17 protein-coding genes are annotated in these 22152 nt (G+C 55.3%); 7 read left to right on the forward strand and 10 right to left on the reverse strand.

Annotated features, from left to right (window positions below):
• Nucleotides 1-401: 401 nt before the first annotated feature.
• The 4 genes from A3841_RS08290 to A3841_RS08305 form a co-directional block, all read right to left on the reverse strand.
• Complete coding sequence (locus tag A3841_RS08290; protein WP_073851817.1) at nucleotides 402-785, reverse strand: group III truncated hemoglobin; 384 nt, start codon at nucleotides 783-785, stop codon at nucleotides 402-404.
• Between the two features lie 295 nt (nucleotides 786-1080).
• On the reverse strand, nucleotides 1081-1419 hold the full coding sequence (locus A3841_RS08295) for a hypothetical protein (RefSeq protein WP_073851818.1): 339 nt from the start codon (nucleotides 1417-1419) through the stop codon (nucleotides 1081-1083).
• 479 nt (nucleotides 1420-1898) lie between these two features.
• Nucleotides 1899-2024, reverse strand: a complete 126-nt coding sequence (locus tag A3841_RS08300; protein WP_073851819.1) for a 30S ribosomal protein THX — start codon at nucleotides 2022-2024, stop codon at nucleotides 1899-1901.
• Nucleotides 2025-2125: 101 nt separating this feature from the next.
• Nucleotides 2126-3160 (reverse strand): hypothetical protein, encoded by a 1035-nt coding sequence (locus A3841_RS08305; protein WP_073851820.1) that lies wholly within the window; start codon nucleotides 3158-3160, stop codon nucleotides 2126-2128.
• A gap of 413 nt (nucleotides 3161-3573) precedes the next feature.
• Here A3841_RS08305 and uvrA point away from each other — a divergent pair, with 413 nt between their 5' ends.
• The 7 genes from uvrA (at nucleotide 3574) to A3841_RS08345 (ending at nucleotide 16446) form a co-directional block, all read left to right on the forward strand.
• Nucleotides 3574-6381: an excinuclease ABC subunit UvrA gene (uvrA, locus tag A3841_RS08310; RefSeq protein ID WP_073851821.1), complete on the forward strand. Its 2808-nt coding sequence runs from the start codon at nucleotides 3574-3576 to the stop codon at nucleotides 6379-6381.
• Nucleotides 6382-7298: 917 nt separating this feature from the next.
• On the forward strand, nucleotides 7299-8060 hold the full coding sequence (gene tpiA / locus A3841_RS08320) for a triose-phosphate isomerase (protein ID WP_073851823.1): 762 nt from the start codon (nucleotides 7299-7301) through the stop codon (nucleotides 8058-8060).
• A 90-nt stretch (nucleotides 8061-8150) separates the two neighbouring features.
• Nucleotides 8151-8504: a DUF6150 family protein gene (locus A3841_RS08325; RefSeq protein ID WP_073851824.1), complete on the forward strand. Its 354-nt coding sequence runs from the start codon at nucleotides 8151-8153 to the stop codon at nucleotides 8502-8504.
• Nucleotides 8505-8509: 5 nt separating this feature from the next.
• Nucleotides 8510-9343 carry a 50S ribosomal protein L11 methyltransferase gene (gene prmA / locus A3841_RS08330; RefSeq protein WP_235861328.1) on the forward strand — a complete coding sequence of 278 codons (834 nt, stop codon included), beginning with the start codon at nucleotides 8510-8512 and terminating at the stop codon, nucleotides 9341-9343.
• A gap of 47 nt (nucleotides 9344-9390) precedes the next feature.
• The gene (locus A3841_RS08335; RefSeq protein ID WP_073851825.1) at nucleotides 9391-14160 is read left to right on the forward strand and encodes a hypothetical protein; all 4770 of its coding nucleotides are present in this window, start codon (nucleotides 9391-9393) and stop codon (nucleotides 14158-14160) included.
• A 170-nt stretch (nucleotides 14161-14330) separates the two neighbouring features.
• The gene (gene plsY / locus A3841_RS08340) at nucleotides 14331-14978 is read left to right on the forward strand and encodes a glycerol-3-phosphate 1-O-acyltransferase PlsY (protein ID WP_073851826.1); all 648 of its coding nucleotides are present in this window, start codon (nucleotides 14331-14333) and stop codon (nucleotides 14976-14978) included.
• A gap of 103 nt (nucleotides 14979-15081) precedes the next feature.
• Nucleotides 15082-16446, forward strand: a complete 1365-nt coding sequence (locus A3841_RS08345; protein ID WP_170866162.1) for a dipeptidase — start codon at nucleotides 15082-15084, stop codon at nucleotides 16444-16446.
• A gap of 70 nt (nucleotides 16447-16516) precedes the next feature.
• Here A3841_RS08345 and A3841_RS08350 read toward each other — a convergent pair whose 3' ends face one another.
• From A3841_RS08350 to lpcA, 6 genes are all read right to left on the reverse strand, one after another.
• Nucleotides 16517-17176: a porin family protein gene (locus A3841_RS08350; protein WP_073851827.1), complete on the reverse strand. Its 660-nt coding sequence runs from the start codon at nucleotides 17174-17176 to the stop codon at nucleotides 16517-16519.
• 124 nt (nucleotides 17177-17300) lie between these two features.
• Complete coding sequence (locus tag A3841_RS08355; RefSeq protein ID WP_073851828.1) at nucleotides 17301-17972, reverse strand: porin family protein; 672 nt, start codon at nucleotides 17970-17972, stop codon at nucleotides 17301-17303.
• 328 nt (nucleotides 17973-18300) lie between these two features.
• Complete coding sequence (locus A3841_RS08360; RefSeq protein ID WP_073851829.1) at nucleotides 18301-18882, reverse strand: porin family protein; 582 nt, start codon at nucleotides 18880-18882, stop codon at nucleotides 18301-18303.
• A gap of 242 nt (nucleotides 18883-19124) precedes the next feature.
• Complete coding sequence (locus A3841_RS08365) at nucleotides 19125-20663, reverse strand: YifB family Mg chelatase-like AAA ATPase (RefSeq protein ID WP_073851830.1); 1539 nt, start codon at nucleotides 20661-20663, stop codon at nucleotides 19125-19127.
• Nucleotides 20664-20781: 118 nt separating this feature from the next.
• A complete protein-coding gene (locus A3841_RS08370; RefSeq protein ID WP_139307913.1) occupies nucleotides 20782-21426 on the reverse strand; it encodes a hypothetical protein in 645 nt (214 codons plus the stop codon).
• 148 nt (nucleotides 21427-21574) lie between these two features.
• Nucleotides 21575-22150: a D-sedoheptulose 7-phosphate isomerase gene (gene lpcA / locus A3841_RS08375; protein WP_073851832.1), complete on the reverse strand. Its 576-nt coding sequence runs from the start codon at nucleotides 22148-22150 to the stop codon at nucleotides 21575-21577.
• Between the last annotated feature and the right edge of the window lie 2 nt (nucleotides 22151-22152).

Below are 22152 nucleotides of genomic sequence, written 5' to 3' on the forward strand. Positions count from 1 at the left end.
TCATATTGTCGCGTTTACTTGTTTTAAACAGTTTTTTTCAGAAATGTAAATCAAATATATAGAACGCCTTTTGGATGTGCAAGCATTGGTGCCGGGAATATTCGAAAAAAGAAGTTGGCCTTATACTTGCCGCCACCCATAAACGTTGCGCCGCAGGCGGAGTAAAGTGGTATATACGTAAGCAAAGTGAAAGTTATAATGCGATGGGTTAAATTTAGTTTTCCACATATAGAGAAAAGCCATGCGAAAGGGTGCAATTTGTTGGGGTTGTGCGATTTATACTTTTCATGCCTGCCCAGGCAGGCGCGGCTCCTTCAACCGGTAGGGCATAAAGCAGAGAAGGCAGTAGCCACTGGTGCTACTGCCTTCTCTTAGGGTAAAGGGATAAGGTTAGGGGGCGCCTATACTTCCTGGTCAAGTATACTTAGCAGGCCCATCCGCATCTGGAAAATGCGGGCAATGCTTTTGGCCTTGTGTTTGGCTTCTTCAGCCTTCGGACCCTCAAACAGCTCGTCTATAGCTTGGGTAAACAGCACGACCCAGCGTCTGAAATGCTCCTGCTGAATGGGCAGGCGCAGGTGCTTCGGGAACGGCTGGCCCTTGTAGGCCATACTTCCGAACAGCAGCGAGCTCCAGAAACTATACATAACGGGCAGGTGGTGCTGCCAGTTTGTATGGGCAATGTCGTTGAAAACCGGCGAAAGCAGCCCATCCTGGTTCACGTGGTCGTAAAAGGTATCGACGAGCAGCTTTACATCCTCCTCGGTTGTGATGTCTTTCTTCATGGGTATCACTTAATCAGCAGCATCTTGCAGTTCGTCAGCGCCTCAGGGGCGTGCGGCCTACGGGCGGGTTACTTGCCCGCACAGTTGGTGGCTATCCGGTCCCGAAAAGAGGGTGATGCCTCCGCCATGCCCGCCCCTTGTGTGTGAACTAAAACACAAACTTAGGTAAGCCGGCGCGCCAAAAAAATGACCTAGGTCATGTATTGGGAGCGGAAAGGTGTGGGCATAAAAAATCCTTCGGAAGAGCTGAGGGATCTTGCGAAGGATGGTCTGAAATGGATTATGGTACTCGCTGCTACTTTCTGCTGTAGCCTTTGAGGCGGTTCAGGATGAGCAACAGGCGGCGGTTTATCTCGCGCTCCTCCAGGGGCTTGCATTGCGCGGAGATGTCACAGGGCTTACGGAGTTTGGCCTCTACGGCCTTCAGGTGTTCCAGGTAGCATTCTAACGTGGTGCAGGAAATGTTCTTGAGCATGTCTACCTCGGCCTCGTTCTCCTTTGTATACTTCAGGTTAATGGCCTTGGCAATTTCTGCGTTTATCAGTTTCGTTACTGCGTCGTCAGTCGTGATCTCCTGCTGGTACACTTTCCGCTCGATGTTCTCCAACAAATTTCTGATGTCCAGTACTTGCATGGAATAGTGTCAGTTAAGGTTAAAAATAGTTTTAAGAACGTCTTATTGTCGTAAAGGTACGCACCCTCCGGACAAGCGTTGGCTTGGAAAAATATACTTTACAATTTAATAATACCTGAGCCTACTGGTTAACACAGAGGCTACAATTTCGTTATGTTGGGCTGGTTATGCTGGCCAGAGGCGCCTTTGGGAGCGGAGCCCAAACTAAAAATAGGTAAAAGTTTATACTTTGATCTCTGCGCTATAGTTGCAGCTTGGGGAGAGTTTTTAGTAAGAATTTTGGATGTTATGGATAAGAGTGCAAAAGCAGCCGAAGTATAAAGCATCACTTCCATCATGCTCTGCATGCAATCAGCAGAGAAACTTAGAGGAAGGAGGAGGCCGGGAGGGGCCTCCAGGGGATGACACAGAATGCAAAATTGCGCTGCTGCAGGCAGTTACCCCTCCAACAGCGCAATTTTGGTAAAGGCCGGTGGCTGCTACTTTGAGGGTGCCGCTTTGCCGACTGGCTTCATTTTCAGGTTGTAGCCTTTCTTGGTGCGTCTCTTGCCAAAAGTGCCCTTCGTGATCTTTCCTTTTCTGGATTTCTTATCGCCTTTTCCCATAGTTACACAATGCTTTGATAATCGGTTGAACAATAACCTCTCATACGTTTTAGCGGCCGGTGCAGGTTGTGCCTTTACGCCGGAGCCCAGGGAAATATGCCTTACTCCAGCACCACCCGCTGCCGCACCACTTCCTGGCCAGCCTCGGCCGAAAGTATGAACACGCCCCGCAGGTTCTGCAGTTGCTGCGGGCTGAGCTGTAGCTGCTCGCCATCGTCCCGCAGGTTTTGCTCAAACACAACCCGGCCGGTCAGGTCCTGCAGCTGCACCCGCACCGGCTGGCCCGGCGCAGCGGTGGCTATGCGTAGCTGGCAGTCGCCCTGGAGGCAGGGGTTGGGCAGCAGTTGCGCCTGCAGCTTCCCGCTCTTTTCTGCGGCGGTTACGGCTACCACCTTCGAGTACTCATACCTGCCGTCAACGTCTACCTGCTTCAGGCGGTAGTAATTCATGCCCTCCAGCGGGTATTTGTCGAGGTAGCTATAAGCGAGCGACACGGAAGAGTTGCCGTTGCCGGGCACGCTGCCAAGCGCTGCAAAGGTTTTGCCGTCGGCGCTGCGCTCCACCTCAAAGTGGCTGTTGTTCTGCTCGCTGGCCGTCTCCCACTCCAGGCTGATGCCGCTCTGCGTCACTTTCCCCTCAAAGCTTGCCAACTCCACAGGAAGTGGGGTAATGGGCAGGCAGGGATCGTCGGAGTCTAAGCGCGCCTGCAGGTCTACGATATCGATGGGAATGGGTATTTGTACCCCGAACACAGGGATGGTAAAGTAACGGAATGTGGCAACCAGTATATCAGGTGTTTCCGTGAAGGTGTCTCTGTCGACTACAAGTTCTATGAAGTTCTGGTTCTCTTCCAGGTCCTCCCGGGTAATCAAAGTAGGGAAGCCTCCTGCGGGAGAAAGTATAAGGCCGTCTATAATATTGCAACGGCCCCCTTCCTGCAGGAAGGCCGTTAGCACAATAAGCAGGCTGGGGGAGGAGGGGCTTTCCTCCTGTATGGCCTCAAATGCTATAAATAGGCAATCATCTGCAAATTCACACACCCCCACATCTCCCTGCGCCCTCGCAGCATTGGGGAGCAAGAACAGCGGAAAAGTGAGCACAAACAATAGCTGGAGCAGCGTAAAGGTCTTTTTCATAATGGGGTAGCTTTCGGTTCAGTCGCGCGGGATCAACAGGAGGCATACCCGGTGCCGGGTAACGGAGATAGTACTGAAGGGTGGGCAGGGAAATAGCATCAGCCGGTGCCGACGGATGTATACTTTATATCTATACGGATATGTACGGACGAGGGGAGCGCAGGAGCAGGCCGGGTGGCAGATTTTAGTAAAGCCCCGCAAATATTTTGTGAAGCTCCGCAGCCAGCGCAATAAATCAAAGTATAAGCGGCCTGTTTTCAGTTAGCCGCGGAGGGGAGAGGGCTTGCCTGAGTTCCAACTGTAACAAAGGCCTTCAAAAAGCGGTTATCTATTCGTATCTTTACAGATTGAAAATCCGCTTAAAACAGCCTCAGCAACGGCCACTTATACTTGCCGCCGGGGCTCACTGCTATATGGTAAACATAACCGAAGATAAATTAGACGAGCTCGATGCCCGTCAGCATATCATCATTAAGGGCGCACGGGTACACAACCTCAAAAACCTGAGTGTGGCGCTGCCCCGCAACCAATTCATCGTCATCACCGGCCTTTCCGGGTCCGGAAAGTCCTCACTGGCCTTCGATACACTCTATGCCGAGGGGCAGCGCATGTACGTGGAGAGCCTGAGCTCGTACGCCCGCCAGTTCCTGGGCCGCATGGACAAGCCTGACGTGGATTACATCCGGGGCATTAGCCCGGCCATCGCCATCGAGCAGAAGGTAAGTATCAAAAACAACCGCTCCACGGTGGGTACCAGCACCGAGATCTACGATTACCTCAAGCTGCTCTATGCCCGCATCGGCAAAACCTTCTCGCCTGTTTCGGGAGAGGTGGTGCAGAAGGATTCGATCACCGATGTGGTGGATTTTATTTTCTCGCTGGAGGATGAGGCCCGCGTCATGATCCTGGCGCCGCTGCACCAGCACCGGGAGCGCACGCTGGCCAAGGAACTGGACCTGCTGCTGCAGAAGGGCTACTCGCGCATCTACGCCAACGGCCAGGTATACTTTATAGAGGAACTGCTGGAGGAGAAAAAACCAAAGCTGGGGAAGGAAATCTATATACTGGTGGACCGTGCCGTGATCTATAAATCCGACGAGGACCTGCAGTTCCGGATTGCCGACTCGGTGCAGACCGCCTTTTTTGAGGGGCAGGGCGAGTGCCGCGTCAAGTATGGCAACGAGGAGGAACGCGTGTTTTCGGATAGGTTTGAGCTAGACGGGATGGTGTTCGAGGAGCCGTCGGTGAACTTCTTCAGCTTTAACAACCCCTACGGCGCCTGCCAGACCTGCGAGGGCTTCGGCAGTGTGCTGGGCATCGACCCGGACCTGGTGATCCCGGATAAAAGCCTGACCGTGTACGAAGGGGCCATCGCCCCGTGGCGCACCGACAAGATGAACGAATGGCTACAGCCACTGCTCAAGAACGGCATCCGCTTCGATTTTCCCATCCACCGGCCATACAATGAACTCAGCGAGGCGGAGCAGGAGCTACTGTGGACGGGCAACAAGTATTTCTCCGGGCTCAACGCCTTCTTCCGCGAAATACAGTCGCAGACGCACAAGATCCAGTACCGTGTGATGCTCTCGCGCTACCGTGGCCGCACCGCCTGCCCCGACTGCAAGGGCTCTCGTTTGCGCAAGGATGCCAGCTATGTAAAAGTGGGCGGCAAAAGTATAACCGACCTGGTGCTGATGCCGATCACGCAGGTACTACCCTTCTTTAGAAACCTGCAGCTAACCGAGCACGAGCAGAATGTAGCCGAGCGCCTGGTAACGGAGGTAACGAACCGCCTGGGTTACCTGGAGCGCGTGGGCCTGGGCTACCTGACGCTCAACCGCCTTTCCAACACGCTTTCCGGCGGCGAAAGCCAGCGCATTAACCTGGCCACCTCGCTGGGCAGCGCCTTGGTGGGGTCCATGTATATCCTGGATGAGCCAAGTATAGGACTGCACCCGAAGGACTCGGAGCAGTTGATCGGCGTGCTGCGCTCGTTGCAGCAGCTGGGCAACACCGTAATTGTGGTGGAGCACGAAGAAGAGATGATGCGCGCCGCGGACCAGCTGATCGACATTGGCCCGGAAGCCGGATCGGGTGGCGGTAACCTGATGTTCCAGGGAACGCTGGAAGAACTGACAAAGAAAGCCGACACCTACACCGCCCGGTACCTGAACGGCCGCATGGAGGTGCCCGTGCCCACGCAGCGGCGCAAGTGGCGCAATGCCATCGAGATCATCGGTGCACGCGAAAACAACCTGAAGAACCTGAGCGTGAAGGTGCCGCTGGGCGTGATGACGGTGGTGACAGGCGTGAGCGGCTCCGGCAAGTCCACCTTGATCAAAAAGATACTGGCCCCGGCCATGCAGAAGCTGCACGGCTCCACGGCCGAGGCCACCGGTAAGTTCGACAAACTGGCCGGCGACTACAGCAAGATAGAGCATGTGGAGTTTGTGGACCAGAACCCGATCGGCAAGTCGTCGCGCTCCAACCCGGTAACCTACGTGAAGGCCTACGATGCCATCCGCACGCTCTACGCCGACCAGCCAGTAGCCAAAGCGCGCGGGTTCAAGCCTTCGCACTTCTCGTTTAACATCGAGGGTGGCCGTTGCGAAGTATGCCAGGGCGAAGGGCAGGTGAAGATCGAGATGCAGTTTATGGCAGATATCTACCTGACCTGCGACAGCTGCCACGGCCAGCGCTTCAAGCAGGATGTACTTGATGTAAAGTATAAGGACAAAAGCATTTCCGAGGTGCTGGACATGACCATTGCCGACAGCATCGACTTCTTCGCCGGGCAGCCCAAGATCGTGGAGAAGCTGCGGCCACTGAATGATGTAGGCCTGGGCTATATCCGGCTGGGGCAGTCGAGCAACACCTTGTCGGGTGGCGAGGCGCAACGCGTAAAGCTGGCCTCCTTCCTGACCAAGGGCGTGCAGGCGCACCAGGAGAACATTCTCTTTATTTTTGATGAGCCTAGTACCGGCCTGCATTTCCACGACATCAGCAGGCTGCTCACCTCCATTAATGCTCTCATCGAGAACGGTAACACGGTCGTAATCATCGAGCACAACATGGACATCATCAAATCCGCCGACTGGATCATCGACCTTGGTCCGGAGGGAGGCACGAACGGCGGCCACCTGCTGTTTGAGGGTACCCCAGAGGAAATGGCCAAGCTGGAGGATAACCACACGGCCCGTTTCCTGAAGGGGAAGCTGTAGGTATAAGTATAAGTATAAGTATAAGGCCGCTGCAAAGTATAAATGCAGCGGCTTTTTTGCTGCTTCGGGGCTAACCACCCCTGGCTAGGGTCACCCCACCCCAACCCTCCCCTAAAAACAGGGGAGGGAGTTTAAACAGTACTGGGTCCAACCACCCCTGCCCCTCCTTAGCCAAGGAGGGGAGCCTGTAATTACTCCTGCTGAAGTATAAGTCTTATAGCTGCTGGTATAGCGCGGACAGGCCGCGACCTGTCCCTACAAAGTATAAATCCACCCCTTGCCCCTCCGAGAAGGGGAATTTATACTTGTCACTTTCTCATGTCATCCCGAATGAAGTGAGGGATCTATGTAGAATTCTAATAAGATCTCTCACTACGTTCGAGATGACAAATAAGCCGGTGCTATCGAATTGATCCCAGCCTTTGGCTCGAGCGCCTTGTGAGATCCGGTGCCCGTCAAGGGCAGCCGCAGCGCAGCGGAGGCAGGAGGGAACACAGCGCGATGCCCGAAGGCGAGCCCTCCCGGGCTGGAGGGAGCCAAAGCCAGAAATGAAACGGTAGGCATGTGGGAACTAGAGGATCAGCGGTGTTTTGAAAGTATAGCTTGTATGAAGTTACAGGAAGCAGCGGCTAAAGGATGCACAAGCGGACGCTTGCGCCAGAGAAGACATGAAGTACAGCTAAAGTATAAGTATGGCTTTCCAAGCCAGTTGGGTTGCAAACCTGACGCTATGATAGGTACAAGTCTGAAGACTTGCACCATGGAAAAGGCAAGTATAAAGCATAGCCTGATAAGTATAGCTTTAGAGAAATACTCCAGCAAAGTATAAACAAGAGGTACACCAATTTTTCCTATCTTGCCGTAAAGCTTTAGAGCAAGCCAATCCAAGTATATTCATCATCAACAAAGTATAAAACATGAGAAAGAAGATTGTTGCAGGCAACTGGAAACTGAATAAAACCGCCGAGGAGGCGCTCTCGCTGGTGTCGGAGATCGATAACATGGTGAAGGACGAGGTGAGCGGCGATGTGTCCGTAGTGGTGGCCCCTCCGTTTCCGTTCCTGCAGAGCGTGGGCAAACTGACCCAGGGCAACGACAAAATGCACCTGGCCGCGCAGAATGTGAGCGAGCACGAGAGCGGCGCCTACACCGGCGAGGTGTCGGCTGCCATGCTGAAGTCGGTAGGAGTGGAGTACGTGATCATCGGCCACAGCGAACGCCGCTTATACCACCACGAGGATGCCCAGACGCTGTACCAGAAGATGAAAGCCACCATCGCCCACGGCATGAAACCGATTTTCTGCTGCGGCGAGCCGCTGGAGGAGCGCGACGCCGACCGCCACTTCGAGTACGTGGGCAAGCAGCTGCACGATAGCCTTTCCTACCTCAGCAACGAGGAGTTCGACCAGGTAGTGGTGGCCTACGAGCCGATCTGGGCCATTGGCACGGGCCGCACGGCCAGCAGCCAGCAGGCGCAGGAAATGCACGAGTATATCCGCGAGCAACTGTCCCGCATGTTTGATGCCGAGGCGGCGTACAACACCTCCATCCTTTACGGCGGCAGCTGCAACCCGGGCAATGCCAAAGAGCTGTTCTCACAGGCCGATGTGGACGGCGGCTTGATCGGAGGAGCCTCGCTGAAGTCAAGAGATTTCACGGACGTGATCAAATCCATATAAAATACAATAGGAAATTGTTAAAAAGGTCGCTATCCTACTGTGGTAGCGACCTTTTTTTGTATCTTGCCTATATTTTAACAAATTAATATAATGCAGATACTGCTCCTACTTTGGATGGCGCTGCTGCCGCACCTGAGCCCTGCCCCCGCGTCAGAAATGGGGCGAAACCACTGCCAGGTGTATGGTTCTGTGTACCTGGAGCGCAACCCTGTGTATAAAAACACCGCCTCGCATGTGGTGTTCCTGGGGGAGGAGGAGGCCTTTGCCGACATGGTGGTATTCCGCGAGAGCAACAAGCTCTTCGCCGATGCGCCGGCCATCTGGTATGTAACGCCCAACAAGGCCTTCGCCGACCACGTGTTGTACGTGACCGAGCAGCGCTACCAGGCTGATTTTACCGTGCACTTTACCGATGCGCGCTCTTTTGCCACTTGCCGAGAATAATTTTTATGATGGATTTTATAGAAGTAACCTTAAAAGTAAACGCCGATTTTGCGGATATACTGACAGCCGAGCTCGGGGAGCTGGGCTTTGACGCCTTTGTGGAGAACGAGGACGGTTTCAGCGCCTACATCGAGGAAGACAAGTATAGCCAGCAGGAGCTGGAGGAGACGCTGAACCGCTACGCCGACCTGGTGCAGGCAACGTACACGGCCCGGAAGATTGAGCGCCAGAATTGGAATGAGGAGTGGGAGCGCAACTTCGAGCCGCTGTTCATCGGTGGGCAGGTATCGGTGCGGGCCTCGTTTCACGAGAAACCTGCTGCTGCGAAGTATGATATCGTCATCAACCCGAAGATGTCGTTTGGCACCGGCCACCACGAAACCACCACGCTCATGATCGAAAACCAGCTGACGCTGGACCACCAGGGCAAGCGCGTGCTGGACATGGGCTGCGGCACCGGCATCCTGGCCATTATGGCCGGCGAGTTGGGCGCCTCTCAGATCGTGGCCGTAGAGATTGAGGACTGGACCGTGGAGAACGCCCGCGAGAACGCCGAACTGAACGGCTACGCAAGTATAGACGTGCGACTGGGTGATGCTGAGGCGATTGCGGGAGAAAAGCCATTCGATATCATACTTGCCAACATCAACCGCAACGTGCTCTTGGAAGACATGCCGGCCTATAAAGCCGTGCTGAAACCAAAAGGCTGGCTGCTGCTGAGCGGCTTTTACACCGAGGACCTGCCCCAGATACAGCAGCGCTGCGAGGAACTGAGCCTGGCTTATGTATCGCACCGGACGAAGAATAACTGGGTTTCTGCCATTTTCAGGGCATCCTAAAGTATGAGCGTACACCACCACCATCCAATTACCCAACCCCTACTTGTATGAAACAACTTTTACCCTTCATCTTATTTTTTGCCTTCCTCACGGCGCAGGCGCAGCAGACCAGGCTATCTACCGAGCCTGATAAATTTGTGGCGGATGTAAAGGCCCTGCTCGCAGCGGGTAAAGTGGAGAACGCCGAGGCCCTTTCCGCCGACCTGGAGGAAGTATGGAGCAACGGGAAGCTCTCCTCCAAGCAGCAGAAAGAGGTGATAGACATTGCCCAGAACATGTACCGCAAGCGCATGCGCAGCAATCCGCACTTCTCCGATTTCTTTACCATGGTAACGGCCGGCGTGAAGAAGCAGAACCTGCGCCCCGCCCAGCTGGATAACCTGCTGGAGGTAACGGATAAAGCCGTGAAGCAGGAGGACACCAAGCGCCTGGAGCAGTTCCTGCGCACCACCAGCCTGTTCATGGACCAGGGCAAGCTGTTCCAGAACGCCTACTACAGCCTGCGCGCATCCGGGGGCAGCTTCAGCTTTGCTTATGAGGGAGCCAGCAAGGCAGCCGGGGAGCAGGAGGAAGGCGCGGATGCCTGGGGCAGCGTGTCGTGGGATGATGAGGCAAGCGCAACAAGCGAGGAAGATGCCTGGGTGGATGACGGCTGGGGAACCGTGGTGCCGCAGCCTAAAAAAGAGGATAAGCAGAAAAATGAGCAGAAGCGGAAGGAGAGCCTGAAGCGCCAGTTCATACCGGCCATGCCCAAAGTGTCGGGGCCGGTGCTGAAGCTGGAGAAAGTGGCGCTCGTGTTTGTTACCCCCTGGGATTCCACGGCCATACAAAACACGGCCGGCCAGCTGATGCTGACGCAGAACATGTTTGTGGGCGAAGGCGGAAACTTTGACTGGGAGGTGAAGGGCGAGCCAGCCAAAGCCGAGCTCAGTAAGTATAGCTTTAACACCAGCTTTGCCGGTTTTAAGGCGCCTGATGTAAAAGTAACCTATGCCGCCGTGCTGGCAGCCCCGGTAGATGGTGCACTGGAGTGGATCAGCAGCAAGCGCAAAAACGGCAACTACCCTTACCCTAAGTTTACCTCCTTCACCAGCGATGCCCGCCTGAACAGCCTGGGCACCGGTATTGCCTATACCGGTGGCTTCTCGTTTACGGGTAACATCATTGGCAGCCGCCCGCTGGATGGCAGCCTGTCGCAGCTGGTGGTGTCGCACCAGGGGCAGCGCAAGTTCCGCACCATGGCCCGCAACTATACCTTCGAGGACTCGCTGGTGCTGGCAAACCGTGCCTCTGTGTCGGTGTACCAGGCGCAGGACTCGCTTACGCACCCTGCCATGCAATTGCGCTACTCCCGCGTAAACCAGGACCTGACGCTGACAAAAGACAAAGGACCCTATGCCCACACCCCTTTCTATGATTCTTACCATGAGCTGGAAATCACCGCGGAGCGGGTACACTGGAACCTGAACAAGCCGGAGATCGAATTCTCCATCCTCAACACCAAGACCCTGATTCCGGTGCAGCTGGAGTCTACGGAATACTACTCCAACGTGCGGTATCAGCAGCTGGTGGGCATTGCGCCTTTCCATCCGCTGCAGGTGCTGGTGGGCTATGGGGCCAAGGCAAAGTCGAGTACGTTTTATGCCGCTGATGTAGCCCGTGCCACCCGCCTCGATGAAAAGGCCGTGCGCGAGGCTGCCCAGGTGATGTCTTACCAGGGCTACCTGGACTATGATCCAGCCTCCGGATACATCGAACTGAAAAACAAAGCCTGGCACTATGTAGGCGCCTCCCGCGATAAGAACGACTACGATCACATTGTCATAAAATCAGTGGTGCCATCGGGCCGCAACGCCACCCTGAACCTGGAAGATAACAAGCTGACGGTGCGCGGGGTGAACAAGATCACGTTTAACAACGACACGGCGAGCGTGTACATCCTGCCGCGCCGCGAGGAGATACACATCCTCAAGAACCGCGACATCGAGTTCGACGGGCAGGTGTACGCCAGCCGGCTGGCCTTGCGGGGCACCGAGTTCAGGTTTAACTATGATGAGTTTTCCATCGACCTGACCAAGCTGGATACCATTGCGCTGGTAACCAAGAGCCGCGACGCCCGAAGCAGAAAGGCGACGGAGCAGGTGATGACCAGTAACTCGTCTGGCAAACTGTACATCAACAAGCCAAGTAATAAGTCCGGGGAGAAGTTTCTGGCAGAGTACCCCAAGTTTGACGCCGTGGCCGGTGCGCAGATGGCCTTCTCGCGCCCCGAGGTGGCTGCCGGCGCCTACGATAGTACGGTATACTTCGACATGCCCCCGTTTAAACTCGATAGTTTGAGCTCGGGCAACCAGGCGGTGGCCTTCGACGGTACCTTTCACTCCGGGGGGATCTTCCCACCCATCAAGGCTAAGCTGCAGATGATGCCTGACGAGACGATGGGCTTTTACTACCAACCGCCCGCCAAAGGGCTGGAGACTTACGGTGGCAAGGGCATGGTGTACGACACCATCATGATGAGCTCGGCCGGTATCCAGAGCCGGGGCAAGCTCACCTACCTTTCGGCCACGCTGCAGGCACCGGAGTATACGTTCTACAAAAATGGAGCGGTAGCCGAGAACGGCACAGAAGTAACGATCAGCGAAAGCACCGTGAACGGCACGGCCTACCCGGTGGCAACGCTGAAGGGCTTTAAGATGAACTGGCAACCACAGGCCGATACCATGTACCTGCAAACCGCCGAAGCCCCGATGACGGTGTACAAGGAGAATTATACTTTCAAGGGGGTGGCCAAGCTCTCGCCGGGAGGCTTGTACGGAAGTGGCGTGCTGGACAACGAGAATGCCAGCGTAACCGCGGCCAAAATGCTGTTCGGCCAGCGCAGCTTCAGCGGCAACAACGCCCAGATGCTCGTTAAATCAGACACGGAGGGAAGTCCGGCCATTAAGGCGCAGGACGTGGCCTTCACCTACGACATGACCACCGGCTTTGTGGACTTTGAGAGCGAGCAGAAGGGTGCCGCAAGTATGGAATTCCCGAAAACACAGTACAAGACATCCATGAGCAGCGCCCGCTGGGACATGAACGCGAAGAAAGTAAGCCTGAAAGCCGACGAGAACGGCGGGAAGAACTGGTTCTACTCGCAGGTGCCGGAGCAGGAGGGGCTGCGGTTCATGGCCGATGGCGGTGAGTTCAGCCTGCAGGACAACACACTGCACGCAACCGGTGTGCCCCACATTGCCGTGGCCGACTCCTACGTGGTGCCGGACAGCGGCCGGGTAGCCGTGCAGGCGGGGGCAAGTATCCGCACGCTGCGCAACGCCAGGGTGTTGGCCGACACCGTGCAGCAGTACCACAAACTATACGCGGGCAACATTGATGTGCTGTCGCGGCAGGAGATGCGCGGCGACGCGGTGCACGATTACTACAATGCCGCCGGCGATTCGTTCCAGCTGCGCTTCGGCGATTTTGTGTATGGCAACCCGCAGGAGAAAAAGAAACCGGTTTATACCTATGCCACGGCACAACTAGAGGATGAGGTCAAGCCGTTCTACATCTTCCCGAAGATCATGTACCGCGGCAAGGCAGTAATGCAGGCCCCGAACGAGTTTATGGATTTTGACGGGGAGGTGAAGCTGAATTTCACCGGCAACCCGGACGACTCCGACTGGTTCCCTTACAAGAAAGACACGCTCAACCCGAACAATGTGCGCATCCCGATCCTGAAGCCGAAGGCGGCGGATGGCTCCCCGCTGCACACGGGCCTGCACGTGTCAAAGGGCTCCGGCACACTGTACAACACGTTCGTTTCCAGAAAGCAGGCCGAGGACGACCTGGACCTGTTTACCGTAGACGGCTTGCTCTCTTATGATAAAGAGAGCGGTGAGTTTAAGATGGGGCAGGAGAGAAGAGCTTATGGCGATGCCTACGAGGGCAACGTACTGCGCTACAACGAGGGCTCCAACTCCATCCATTTCGAGGGCAGGCTTAACCTGGTGAAGCCGATGAAGAACTTTGCCATAGAGGCATCGGGCAGCGGAGACGGTAAACTGGATAGCAGCCGCTATAAACTGCAGACCCTGCTTGTGTTTGATTTAGACGTGCCGAGCCAGGCACTTGGGGCTATGGCCGGTAACCTGCGCGGCAACGCTGCCGGGGCAGCGGCCATCAGCAACGTGGACGATGCGCTGCTCTACCAGCTCGGTGAGTTTGTCGGCGATAAGGACGCGCGCAGGTACAGAGACCAATCGATGGCGGGATACGTGCCGCTGCCGAAGCTGTCGAAGAAACTGGAGCGCAGCCTGGTGCTCACCGACGTGAACCTGCATTGGTCTAACGAGCAGAAGACCTGGTACAGCGTGGGCGGCATTGGCGTGGCCAACAGCCTGAAAGAGGACATCAACGCGAAGATGAACGGCTACCTGGAAATGAAGCAGGACATGTACGGCGACCCAGTGGTGAACCTATACCTGCAGGCCGACCCGTATACCTGGTATTACTTCAGCTTCTTCGAGAACGGGCTCACGCTGGTGTCGTCCGACGATAAGTTTAACAAGGCGGTGCGCTCCAAGTCGAAAGGCAGCCGCGGCGCCACCAGCAGTTACGGCGTTTACGAAGGTATCCCGATCGAGAAGAATGAGTTCGTGAAGTACTTCCAGGACACATACTTAGGCGGCAAGGAGGGCTTCAAAACCGTGACGGAGAATGTGGTGAAAGAGTCGACCGGAAACTTCGACTTTATCTCGGAGGACGATGACAAGAAGGGCCGCAAGAAGAAAAAGAAGAAAGGCGAGGAAGAGGGTGAAGGAACATTCTAGCATAACCAGGAACCATAAACACCCCGTATAGGGTTAGAGAGGCGCTTAATTATTAGCAATGGAATTAAGTTTTGCCTATATTTGGGCTTATTTTTGCTACTGAAAAGCACCTGCTCCAACAGGTTGGCGCTCCGGCAAAAAGCAGTCCCCCTGGCTTAAACCTTATACTTATGGATATTATACTGATAGCTGTATTTGCCGTTGCGGCGTACCTGATCGGCTCCATTTGCTCGGCCGTCTGGATAGGCAAGGCATACTATGGCGTTGATGTGCGGCAGCATGGCAGCGGTAACTCCGGCGCCACCAATACCTTCCGGGTGCTGGGCAAGAAACCGGGTGCCGTGGTGATGTTGCTTGATATTTTCAAAGGCTGGACGGCCACCTCGCTGGCAGGCTTCCTGGTGATCTTCGGTGCCATAGCGCCCGAGAACCTGATCGTATACCAGCTGATCTATGGTGCCATTGGCGTGCTGGGGCATATCTTCCCGGTGTACGAGAAGTTTAAGGGCGGCAAAGGCGTGGCCACGCTGCTGGGCATGATGCTGGCCATTGAGCCGGTTGTGGCCCTGATGTGCATTGCCATCTTCGTGATCGTATTGTTTACCTCCAAGTATGTTTCTCTGGGCTCCATGATCGCGGCCCTGGCTTTCCCGATGCTGCTGCTGTTGGTGCCGCGCTTCCACCCGGATAACCCGATCCTGATCATCTTCGGATTCATACTTTTCGCGGTGGTGGTGCTGACGCACCGCAAGAACATCAACCGCCTGATAGCCGGCGAGGAAAGCAAGGCCAACATCAAGCTGGGCCGCAAGCGCTAACCAAGTATAGCAAGGTATAAAAACGTCGAGAAGAGCCATCCTGCTGAGCAAGGGTGGCTCTTTTTTTGTAACTTTAAGTCATAACAGAGCAAACCCATACGCTATGATCAACCAATATATCAACGACAACAAAGACCGTTTTGTAAACGAACTGCTCGACATGCTGCGCATCCCATCCGTTAGCGCCGACCCGAAGTTTAAGGCCGATGTGATGCGTAACGCCGAGTTTCTGAAGGAGCGCCTGATTGAGGCCGGCGCCGATAACGTGGAGCTGGTGGAGACTGCCGGCAACCCGGTGGTATACGGTGAGAAGATGGTGGACCCCAGCCTGCCGACGGTGCTGGTGTACGGCCACTACGATGTGCAGCCTGCCGACCCATACGAGCTGTGGACCTCGCCGCCGTTCGAGCCGGTGATAAAAGACGGCAAGATCTACGCCCGCGGCGCCTGCGACGACAAAGGCCAGATGTACATGCACGTGAAAGCCTTTGAGACGATGGTGAAGACCGGCACGCTGGCCTGCAACGTGAGATTCATGATAGAAGGGGAGGAAGAAGTGGGCTCTGTGAACCTGGGCGCCTTTGTACGCGAGCACAAGGACCGCCTGACAGGCGACGTAATCCTGATCTCTGACACAGGCATGCTGGCCAACGACACGCCCTCCATCACCACCGGCCTGCGTGGCCTGAGCTACCTGGAGGTAGAGGTAACGGGGCCAAACCGCGACCTGCACTCCGGCCTGTACGGCGGCGCCGTGGCGAACCCCATCAACATACTTTGCCAGATGATCGCCTCGCTGCACGACGAGAACAACCGCATCACCATACCAGGCTTTTACGATAACGTGGATGAGCTGAGCCAGGAGGAGCGCGCCGAAATGGCCCGCGCCCCATTCGACCTGGACAAGTATAAAAAAGCACTGGACCTGGGCGATGTGCACGGCGAGGAAGGCTACGTAACCATGGAGCGCAACTCCATCCGCCCGACACTGGACGTGAACGGCATTTGGGGCGGCTATACCGGCGAGGGCGCCAAGACGGTGATCCCGTCCAAGGCGTACGCGAAGATTTCGATGCGCCTGGTGCCGCACCAGACCTCCGAGGAGATCACTGAGAAGTTTAAAAAGCACTTTGAAAGTATAGCGCCCAAGAGTGTGAAGGTGGTGGTGAAGCCCCATCACGGGGGCGAGCCAGTGGTAACCCCTACCGACTCGCCTGCTTACCAGGCGGCCTCAATGGCTTACGAGGAAACCTTCGGCGTGAAGCCGATCCCGGTGCGCAGCGGCGGCTCCATCCCGATCGTGGCCATGTTCAAGTCCGAGCTGGGTCTGGATTCGGTGCTGATGGGCTTCGGGCTGGACTCGGACGCCATCCACTCGCCGAACGAGAGCTACGGCCTGTTCAACTACATGAAAGGCATTGAGACGATTCCGCAGTTCTACAAATACTTTGCGCAGCTGAAGAAATAAGCATCAAACCAAGTATAAAGTACAAAGTATAAAAACGCCCGGCTACCGAAATAGCCGGGCGTTTGCTTTTCTAGCGCATCATCTCGTCAGGAGAGGGCGGGCGCAGCAGGTAGCCTATGCTGAGCATGTAGCCAAAATTCTTCTGGTCCAGCGTTTTAGAGAATGAGGTGAGGCCGCCGGTGTTGTGCACACTCACGAAAAAGCCGTTGTCCATCTCCAGGCCAATGCCTATGGTATAGCCGTAATCCCAGCGCTCAAAGTCGCTCATACTTAGCTTGTAATTGCCCAGCACCGTTGGGTTGGAGTCGTCGAGGGTATTGCGGTCGAGGCGCTTTACCTTGGTGGCCTCAGCGATGAGGTAGCCCAGGTAAGGACCGCCCTCCACAAACAGGCCGCCTTTCTGCAGCTTCAGCATCACGGGCAACATGAGGTAGTGCAGCCGGTGGTCATCAGCCAGCGCCTCATCCGCACTAATCGGGTAGGCATCATACACAAAGCCGCGCTGCTCGTAGAGCAGTTCCCCCTGCACCGCCAGCCGCGACACGAACTCGTAACTCAGGATAAGGCCCCCGTTTATGCCTGCCAAATTGTTGGTGGTGTTGGAGGAGCCGTCGGAGCCCTGCACGCTGGAGAGGTTGCCGCCCGCTTTGGCCCCAAACCTGGCGTACTGCGCCTGCGCCAGCAGCACCGGCAAAAGTATAAACAGCGGGAGGAGTAGCGTCTTTTTCATAGTATGGCAGGTTAGGCTGTGTATACTTGTTTACTGGCGCAGGTATAAAAATGTTGAGACACAAAAAAGCCAGCCCCACCAAAATGGCGGGGCTGGCTTAAGCAATACAGGAAAAGAAAAATCTTTATCTGGAGGCCGAGAAGTTAAGGCCCAGCGTCAGCATGATGGTGGAGTGGCGCGCATCCATGAAGTTCTCGTCGTTGAAGTACTCGGTTGAGGACTTATCCATGAAATCGGTAACGCTGCCGTTGTAGCGGACGCCCACGCTCAGCATGCCGCTGGTGATGCCCACGCCGGCCGCGTAGCCGAGCTCAAAGTCCTTCATGGTGTCTTTGTCAATCTCGGTGGTGGCGGAGCTGGTGCGCTCGTTGTTCATGTACTCCTTAATGTTGTTGTTCACGCTTAGCAGGTAGGAGGCCTGCGGGCCAGCCTCAAAGTATATCGGGCCGGCTTTAATGCGCGCCAGCACGGGCAGCTCCAGGTAGTTGTAGTTCATGTTGCCCTCCCTCCGGAATATATCGTTGGTAACCGGAATGGTAATCTCGGTGTCCTCATACTTAAAGCCCTTGTTGGAGTAGAGCAGCTCGGGCTGAATGGAGAAGAAATCGCCGACAACGGGGATGTTATAGGTAAGGCCGCCATGGAAGCCCACCTTGTTCTCGTACCTGGATTCGTCTTGGAGGTCGCCGGAGACGTTGGAGAAATTGGCGCCGCCCCTCACACCCAAACCGGACTGGGCCTGTGCCGCCGCAAACGACAGCAGTGCAATGCTCAATGATAAAATTAGCTTCTTCATAATCGTGTTAGTTAGCGTATGTGCATTTTAACGTGCAGATACGGGTGGATAGATTTGCGTTTACAGTCTTTTATTTAATTTCCCTGCAGGCATAGCTTAGTGCACGGAGCAGAAAGTATGATACGTGCTGCTCCGCTCCCTTTGCGTGTTGCCTGCCTGTGCCGAAGTCCATATCAACAAGCAGGCCAAAGTATAAGCAGAGTCTATATAGCGGGATGTAATATGTAGTGATACTATACTTGCGGGGTGATAATCAGACAAAACAGAAAGCCCGGCGGTGAGGCCGGGCTTTCTGTTTTCCATAGTTTTATTCTATACTAATGTACTCTTAGCGGCTGCCGGAGAACATATATCCCAGCGTTAGCATAAATACGCTGTTTCTATATTCAGGTGCATTGTCATCGTCATTTAATTGCGAAATGTCGCCGTTATAGCGCACCCCGACGGTAAGGCCCATGGGGGCGGCGAAGCCCACGCCCGCTGCGTACCCCAGGCTGGTGCGCTTAAACTGGTCCAGGTCATCGTCTATGTTCGTTCCGTTCACTTCGATGTCTCCACCCACACGGAAGGAAACCTGCGGGCCTGCTTCGAAGAAAATCGGGCCTGCGTTAATGTGCGCGAGCACCGGCACATCAATGTAGCTCAGCTTAATTTTAAAGTCATCGTCCTCCGACTCGCCTCCCTTCTGGGAGAACAGCAGTTCGGGCTGGATAGCGAAAAACTCATCGGTTGTGAGGTAAAACCTGGAGATTAAACCGGCATGGAACCGAAACATCCTGTCAGATGCCGATGTCTCGTCGCCGGTTAAGCCGGCATAGTTTGCGCCCACACGTACGCCAAGTTGCGCCTGGGCATTTGCGGCAAACACCGTTGCCAGCATAAATACAAAAAGTAAGAGGGTCTTTTTCATAGTCTTCTTTGTTAGTAAAAATACGCTACACTGCCAGCACCTATCCATGGTAAGCGGCTAACAATTGTAAGCTATTACGCATGGTACTAAGAAAGGTATACTTTGCAGGGTTGATTTTGGTGATGAAGGAGTACAATTTAGGGAGGATACTGGAGGTAAAAGGCAAAGAAAAAGCGGCAACCCTGTCTGGCTGCCGCTTGTGTTAATTATTTGTTATTAAACCTGTTGTGTAGCTGCTGCGCCTAGCCTGCCCACCCCTCCCGGTCCAGGCTGCGGTACTGAATGGCCTCTGCCAAATGTTCAATTTTAATGTCCTCGCTCGCGGCCAGATCGGCGATGGTGCGGCTCACTTTCAGGATGCGGTCGTAGGCGCGGGCCGAGAGGCCGAGGCGTTCCATGGCGGTTTTCAGCAGCGTGCGGCCGGCCTCGTTTATCTGGCACACCTCCTTCACCATCTGCGAGGGCATCATAGCGTTGGAGTGGATCTGCGGCATCTCGCTAAACCGCTGTGTCTGTACTTCCCGCGCCTGCATCACGCGCTCGCGCACCGCCGCGCTCTTCTCTGCCTTTCGGGTGGCCGTCATCTCATCAAAGGTAACAGGCGTTACCTCCACATGCAGGTCGATGCGGTCCAGCAGCGGGCCGCTCACCTTGTTCAGGTAGCGTTGTACTACGCCGGGGCCGCACACGCACTCCTTGCTGGGGTCATTGTAATAGCCACAGGGGCACGGGTTCATACTTGCCACGAGCATAAAGTTAGCCGGAAAGTCGATGGAGGTTTTGGCGCGGGAGATTGTGACGCGACGCTCTTCCAGCGGCTGGCGCATCACCTCCAGCACGGTGCGCTTAAACTCCGGCAGTTCATCCAGAAACAACACCCCGTTATGCGAAAGCGAGATTTCGCCAGGCTGCGGCACGCCGCCGCCACCCACCAGGGCCACATCTGAAATAGTATGGTGCGGCGAGCGGTAAGGGCGGGTGGTGAGCAGCGAGGTGGCCTCGCCCAGTTTGCCCGCCACCGAGTGTATCTTGGTCGTCTCCAGGGCCTCGTGCATCGAAAGCGGTGGAAGTATGGACGGCAGCCGCTTGGCCAGCATCGTTTTTCCGGCGCCCGGCGGGCCGATCATGATCAGGTTGTGGCCCCCGGCAGCGGCAATCTCCAGGGCGCGCTTGATGTTCTCCTGCCCCTGTACATCCGAGAAGTCGGCAGCGTACTGGTCGGCGGTGTTGCTGAAGAGTTCGCGGGTATTGATGACCAAGGGTTCAATCTGGCGGGCACCATCGAGAAACTCGATCGCCTCCAGAATGTTGTTCACCCCGATCACCTCCAGGTTGTTCACGATGGCGGCTTCCTGCGCGTTCTGGGCCGGAAGTATAAATCCCTTAAAACCTTCCTTACGGGCCTGTATGGCAATGGGCAGTACGCCCTTTATCGGCCTGAGCGAGCCATCCAACGACAACTCCCCCATGATCATGTAAGAAGACACCTTCTCGTCGGAGATCTGGCCGGAGGCAGCCAGGATGCCCATGGCAATGGTGAGGTCGTAGGAGGAGCCCTCCTTGCGGATGTCGGCGGGCGCCATGTTGATCACGATCTTCTGGCGGGGGATCTTGTAGCCATATTGCTTGAGGGCCGACTCGATGCGCTGCTCGCTTTCCTTTACGGCGTTATCCGGAAGGCCCACCAGAAAGTATTTCGTACCGGCACTCACACTCACCTCCACGGTGATGGTGTAGGCGCTAACGCCCTGCACGGCGCTGCCAAAGGTTTTAATAAGCATTGTTTTCTTCTTGTTAGAAGTATAGGTTTCGGGAGATTTTGATGCGGAACAATACTGGTGCTTAATTGATTCCGGATTATACTTTAAAAGTATAGAAATTGTAGGATAAGCCCCGCGCTTACTCTAGCCGGGTCATGTCCGGGTGCAGGGGCAGGTAGGTTTTCGTTACGTTCTCGCCCTTGGGGTGGATGGTGATGGCGGAGCAAAGGCTGTCGGGCAGCGTTACTTCAAAGGCAATGCCCTGCTGCCGGGCGTCGAAGATATAGACCTGTTGCTGCTGCTCGTTCTGAAAGTAGGCCAGCGGTTTTAGGTTACCATACTTCTGCCTGATTTCGGGTAGCGGTTTGCCCGTGCCGATGCTGTCCGTTGTCTGAAACTGCGGCGAGGTTACCTGCACCTGCCGCACGCGTGGCGTTTCGTCGGTGCCGCCAAAGTCGGCTACGGTGTACACGGCCACGTAATGCTGCGGCTCGCCTTCCTGTTTGCTTAACCAGAAGGATAGTGCCTTGCCCATGGCTGCGTCGCCGCTGTCTTGTTTGCCAAGTATGGCGTGAACTGCATTGGCAGCCATGCCTAATTTAATGTGGCCCATACTTTCTCCGGGAATTATCAGGTAAGCGGAGTCAGGTGTGGCGGGTTTTGGGGGCTGTACTGTCGCTGCGGTGTCAGTAGCCGTTGGGGCAAGTGGTGCCTGCCTGCTTTCCTCCTGGCTCTGGCAGGAGAGGAGGCAAAGTACAAGTATAACGTATAGCGCGTGCTTCATTGGTTACAGGGATATCCCTAAAAGTATAATTCCATACTTATACCTACGTGCATCATCCTATTAATGTACTTTCCCGCCTGAAAAGTATAAACCCGGACGACAAAGTTCTGCTGCCGACCGGGTTTATACTTTATACTTTACAGCATACTTACACCAGCTTTTGCTCCAGCAGAAGTATAAATATGTGGATTACCTTGATGTGGATCTCCTGCACGCGGTCGGCGTAGCCGAAGTGGGGCACACGCACCTCCACGTCGCAGAGCGGGGCCAGTTTGCCGCCGTCTTTACCGGTGAGGCCAACTACTTTTATACCTTTGGCTTTGGCGGTTTCGGCAGCTCTTAACACGTTGCCGGAGTTGCCGCTGGTGCTGATGGCCAGCAGCACATCGCCGTTGTTGCCCAGTGCCTCCAGGTAGCGGGAGAACACATACTCGTAACCATAGTCGTTGCCCACGCAGCTCATGTGGCTGGCATCGGAGATGGAGATGGCGGGGAGGGCCCGGCGGTCGTTGCGGTAGCGGCCGGTGAGTTCCTCGGCAAAGTGCATGGCGTCGCACATAGAGCCGCCGTTGCCGCAGCTCAGGATTTTGCCCCCGTTTTGGATGGAGGCGGCCATCGCCTCGGCGGCCTTTTCGATGGATGCGATGTTCTGCGCATCAGACAGAAACGCGGTGAGCACGTCCTGTGCCTGCGTCAGTTCTGCAAGTATGGTAGTAGATGTCATGT

The organism is Pontibacter flavimaris, assembly GCF_001907195.1.
GTDB lineage: Bacteria > Bacteroidota > Bacteroidia > Cytophagales > Hymenobacteraceae > Pontibacter > Pontibacter flavimaris.

What these genes read in the sequence shown, in the direction of transcription:
- A3841_RS08290 (WP_073851817.1), bottom strand. Translation starts at nt 785, where the DNA reads ATGAAGAAAGACATCACAACCGAGGAGGATGTAAAGCTGCTCGTCGAT.
- A3841_RS08295 (WP_073851818.1), bottom strand. Translation starts at nt 1,419, where the DNA reads ATGCAAGTACTGGACATCAGAAATTTGTTGGAGAACATCGAGCGGAAA.
- A3841_RS08300 (WP_073851819.1), bottom strand. Translation starts at nt 2,024, where the DNA reads ATGGGAAAAGGCGATAAGAAATCCAGAAAAGGAAAGATCACGAAGGGC.
- A3841_RS08305 (WP_073851820.1), bottom strand. Translation starts at nt 3,160, where the DNA reads ATGAAAAAGACCTTTACGCTGCTCCAGCTATTGTTTGTGCTCACTTTT.
- uvrA (WP_073851821.1), top strand. Translation starts at nt 3,574, where the DNA reads ATGGTAAACATAACCGAAGATAAATTAGACGAGCTCGATGCCCGTCAG.
- tpiA (WP_073851823.1), top strand. Translation starts at nt 7,299, where the DNA reads ATGAGAAAGAAGATTGTTGCAGGCAACTGGAAACTGAATAAAACCGCC.
- A3841_RS08325 (WP_073851824.1), top strand. Translation starts at nt 8,151, where the DNA reads ATGCAGATACTGCTCCTACTTTGGATGGCGCTGCTGCCGCACCTGAGC.
- prmA (WP_235861328.1), top strand. Translation starts at nt 8,510, where the DNA reads ATGATGGATTTTATAGAAGTAACCTTAAAAGTAAACGCCGATTTTGCG.
- A3841_RS08335 (WP_073851825.1), top strand. Translation starts at nt 9,391, where the DNA reads ATGAAACAACTTTTACCCTTCATCTTATTTTTTGCCTTCCTCACGGCG.
- plsY (WP_073851826.1), top strand. Translation starts at nt 14,331, where the DNA reads ATGGATATTATACTGATAGCTGTATTTGCCGTTGCGGCGTACCTGATC.
- A3841_RS08345 (WP_170866162.1), top strand. Translation starts at nt 15,082, where the DNA reads ATGATCAACCAATATATCAACGACAACAAAGACCGTTTTGTAAACGAA.
- A3841_RS08350 (WP_073851827.1), bottom strand. Translation starts at nt 17,176, where the DNA reads ATGAAAAAGACGCTACTCCTCCCGCTGTTTATACTTTTGCCGGTGCTG.
- A3841_RS08355 (WP_073851828.1), bottom strand. Translation starts at nt 17,972, where the DNA reads ATGAAGAAGCTAATTTTATCATTGAGCATTGCACTGCTGTCGTTTGCG.
- A3841_RS08360 (WP_073851829.1), bottom strand. Translation starts at nt 18,882, where the DNA reads ATGAAAAAGACCCTCTTACTTTTTGTATTTATGCTGGCAACGGTGTTT.
- A3841_RS08365 (WP_073851830.1), bottom strand. Translation starts at nt 20,663, where the DNA reads ATGCTTATTAAAACCTTTGGCAGCGCCGTGCAGGGCGTTAGCGCCTAC.
- A3841_RS08370 (WP_139307913.1), bottom strand. Translation starts at nt 21,426, where the DNA reads ATGAAGCACGCGCTATACGTTATACTTGTACTTTGCCTCCTCTCCTGC.
- lpcA (WP_073851832.1), bottom strand. Translation starts at nt 22,150, where the DNA reads ATGACATCTACTACCATACTTGCAGAACTGACGCAGGCACAGGACGTG.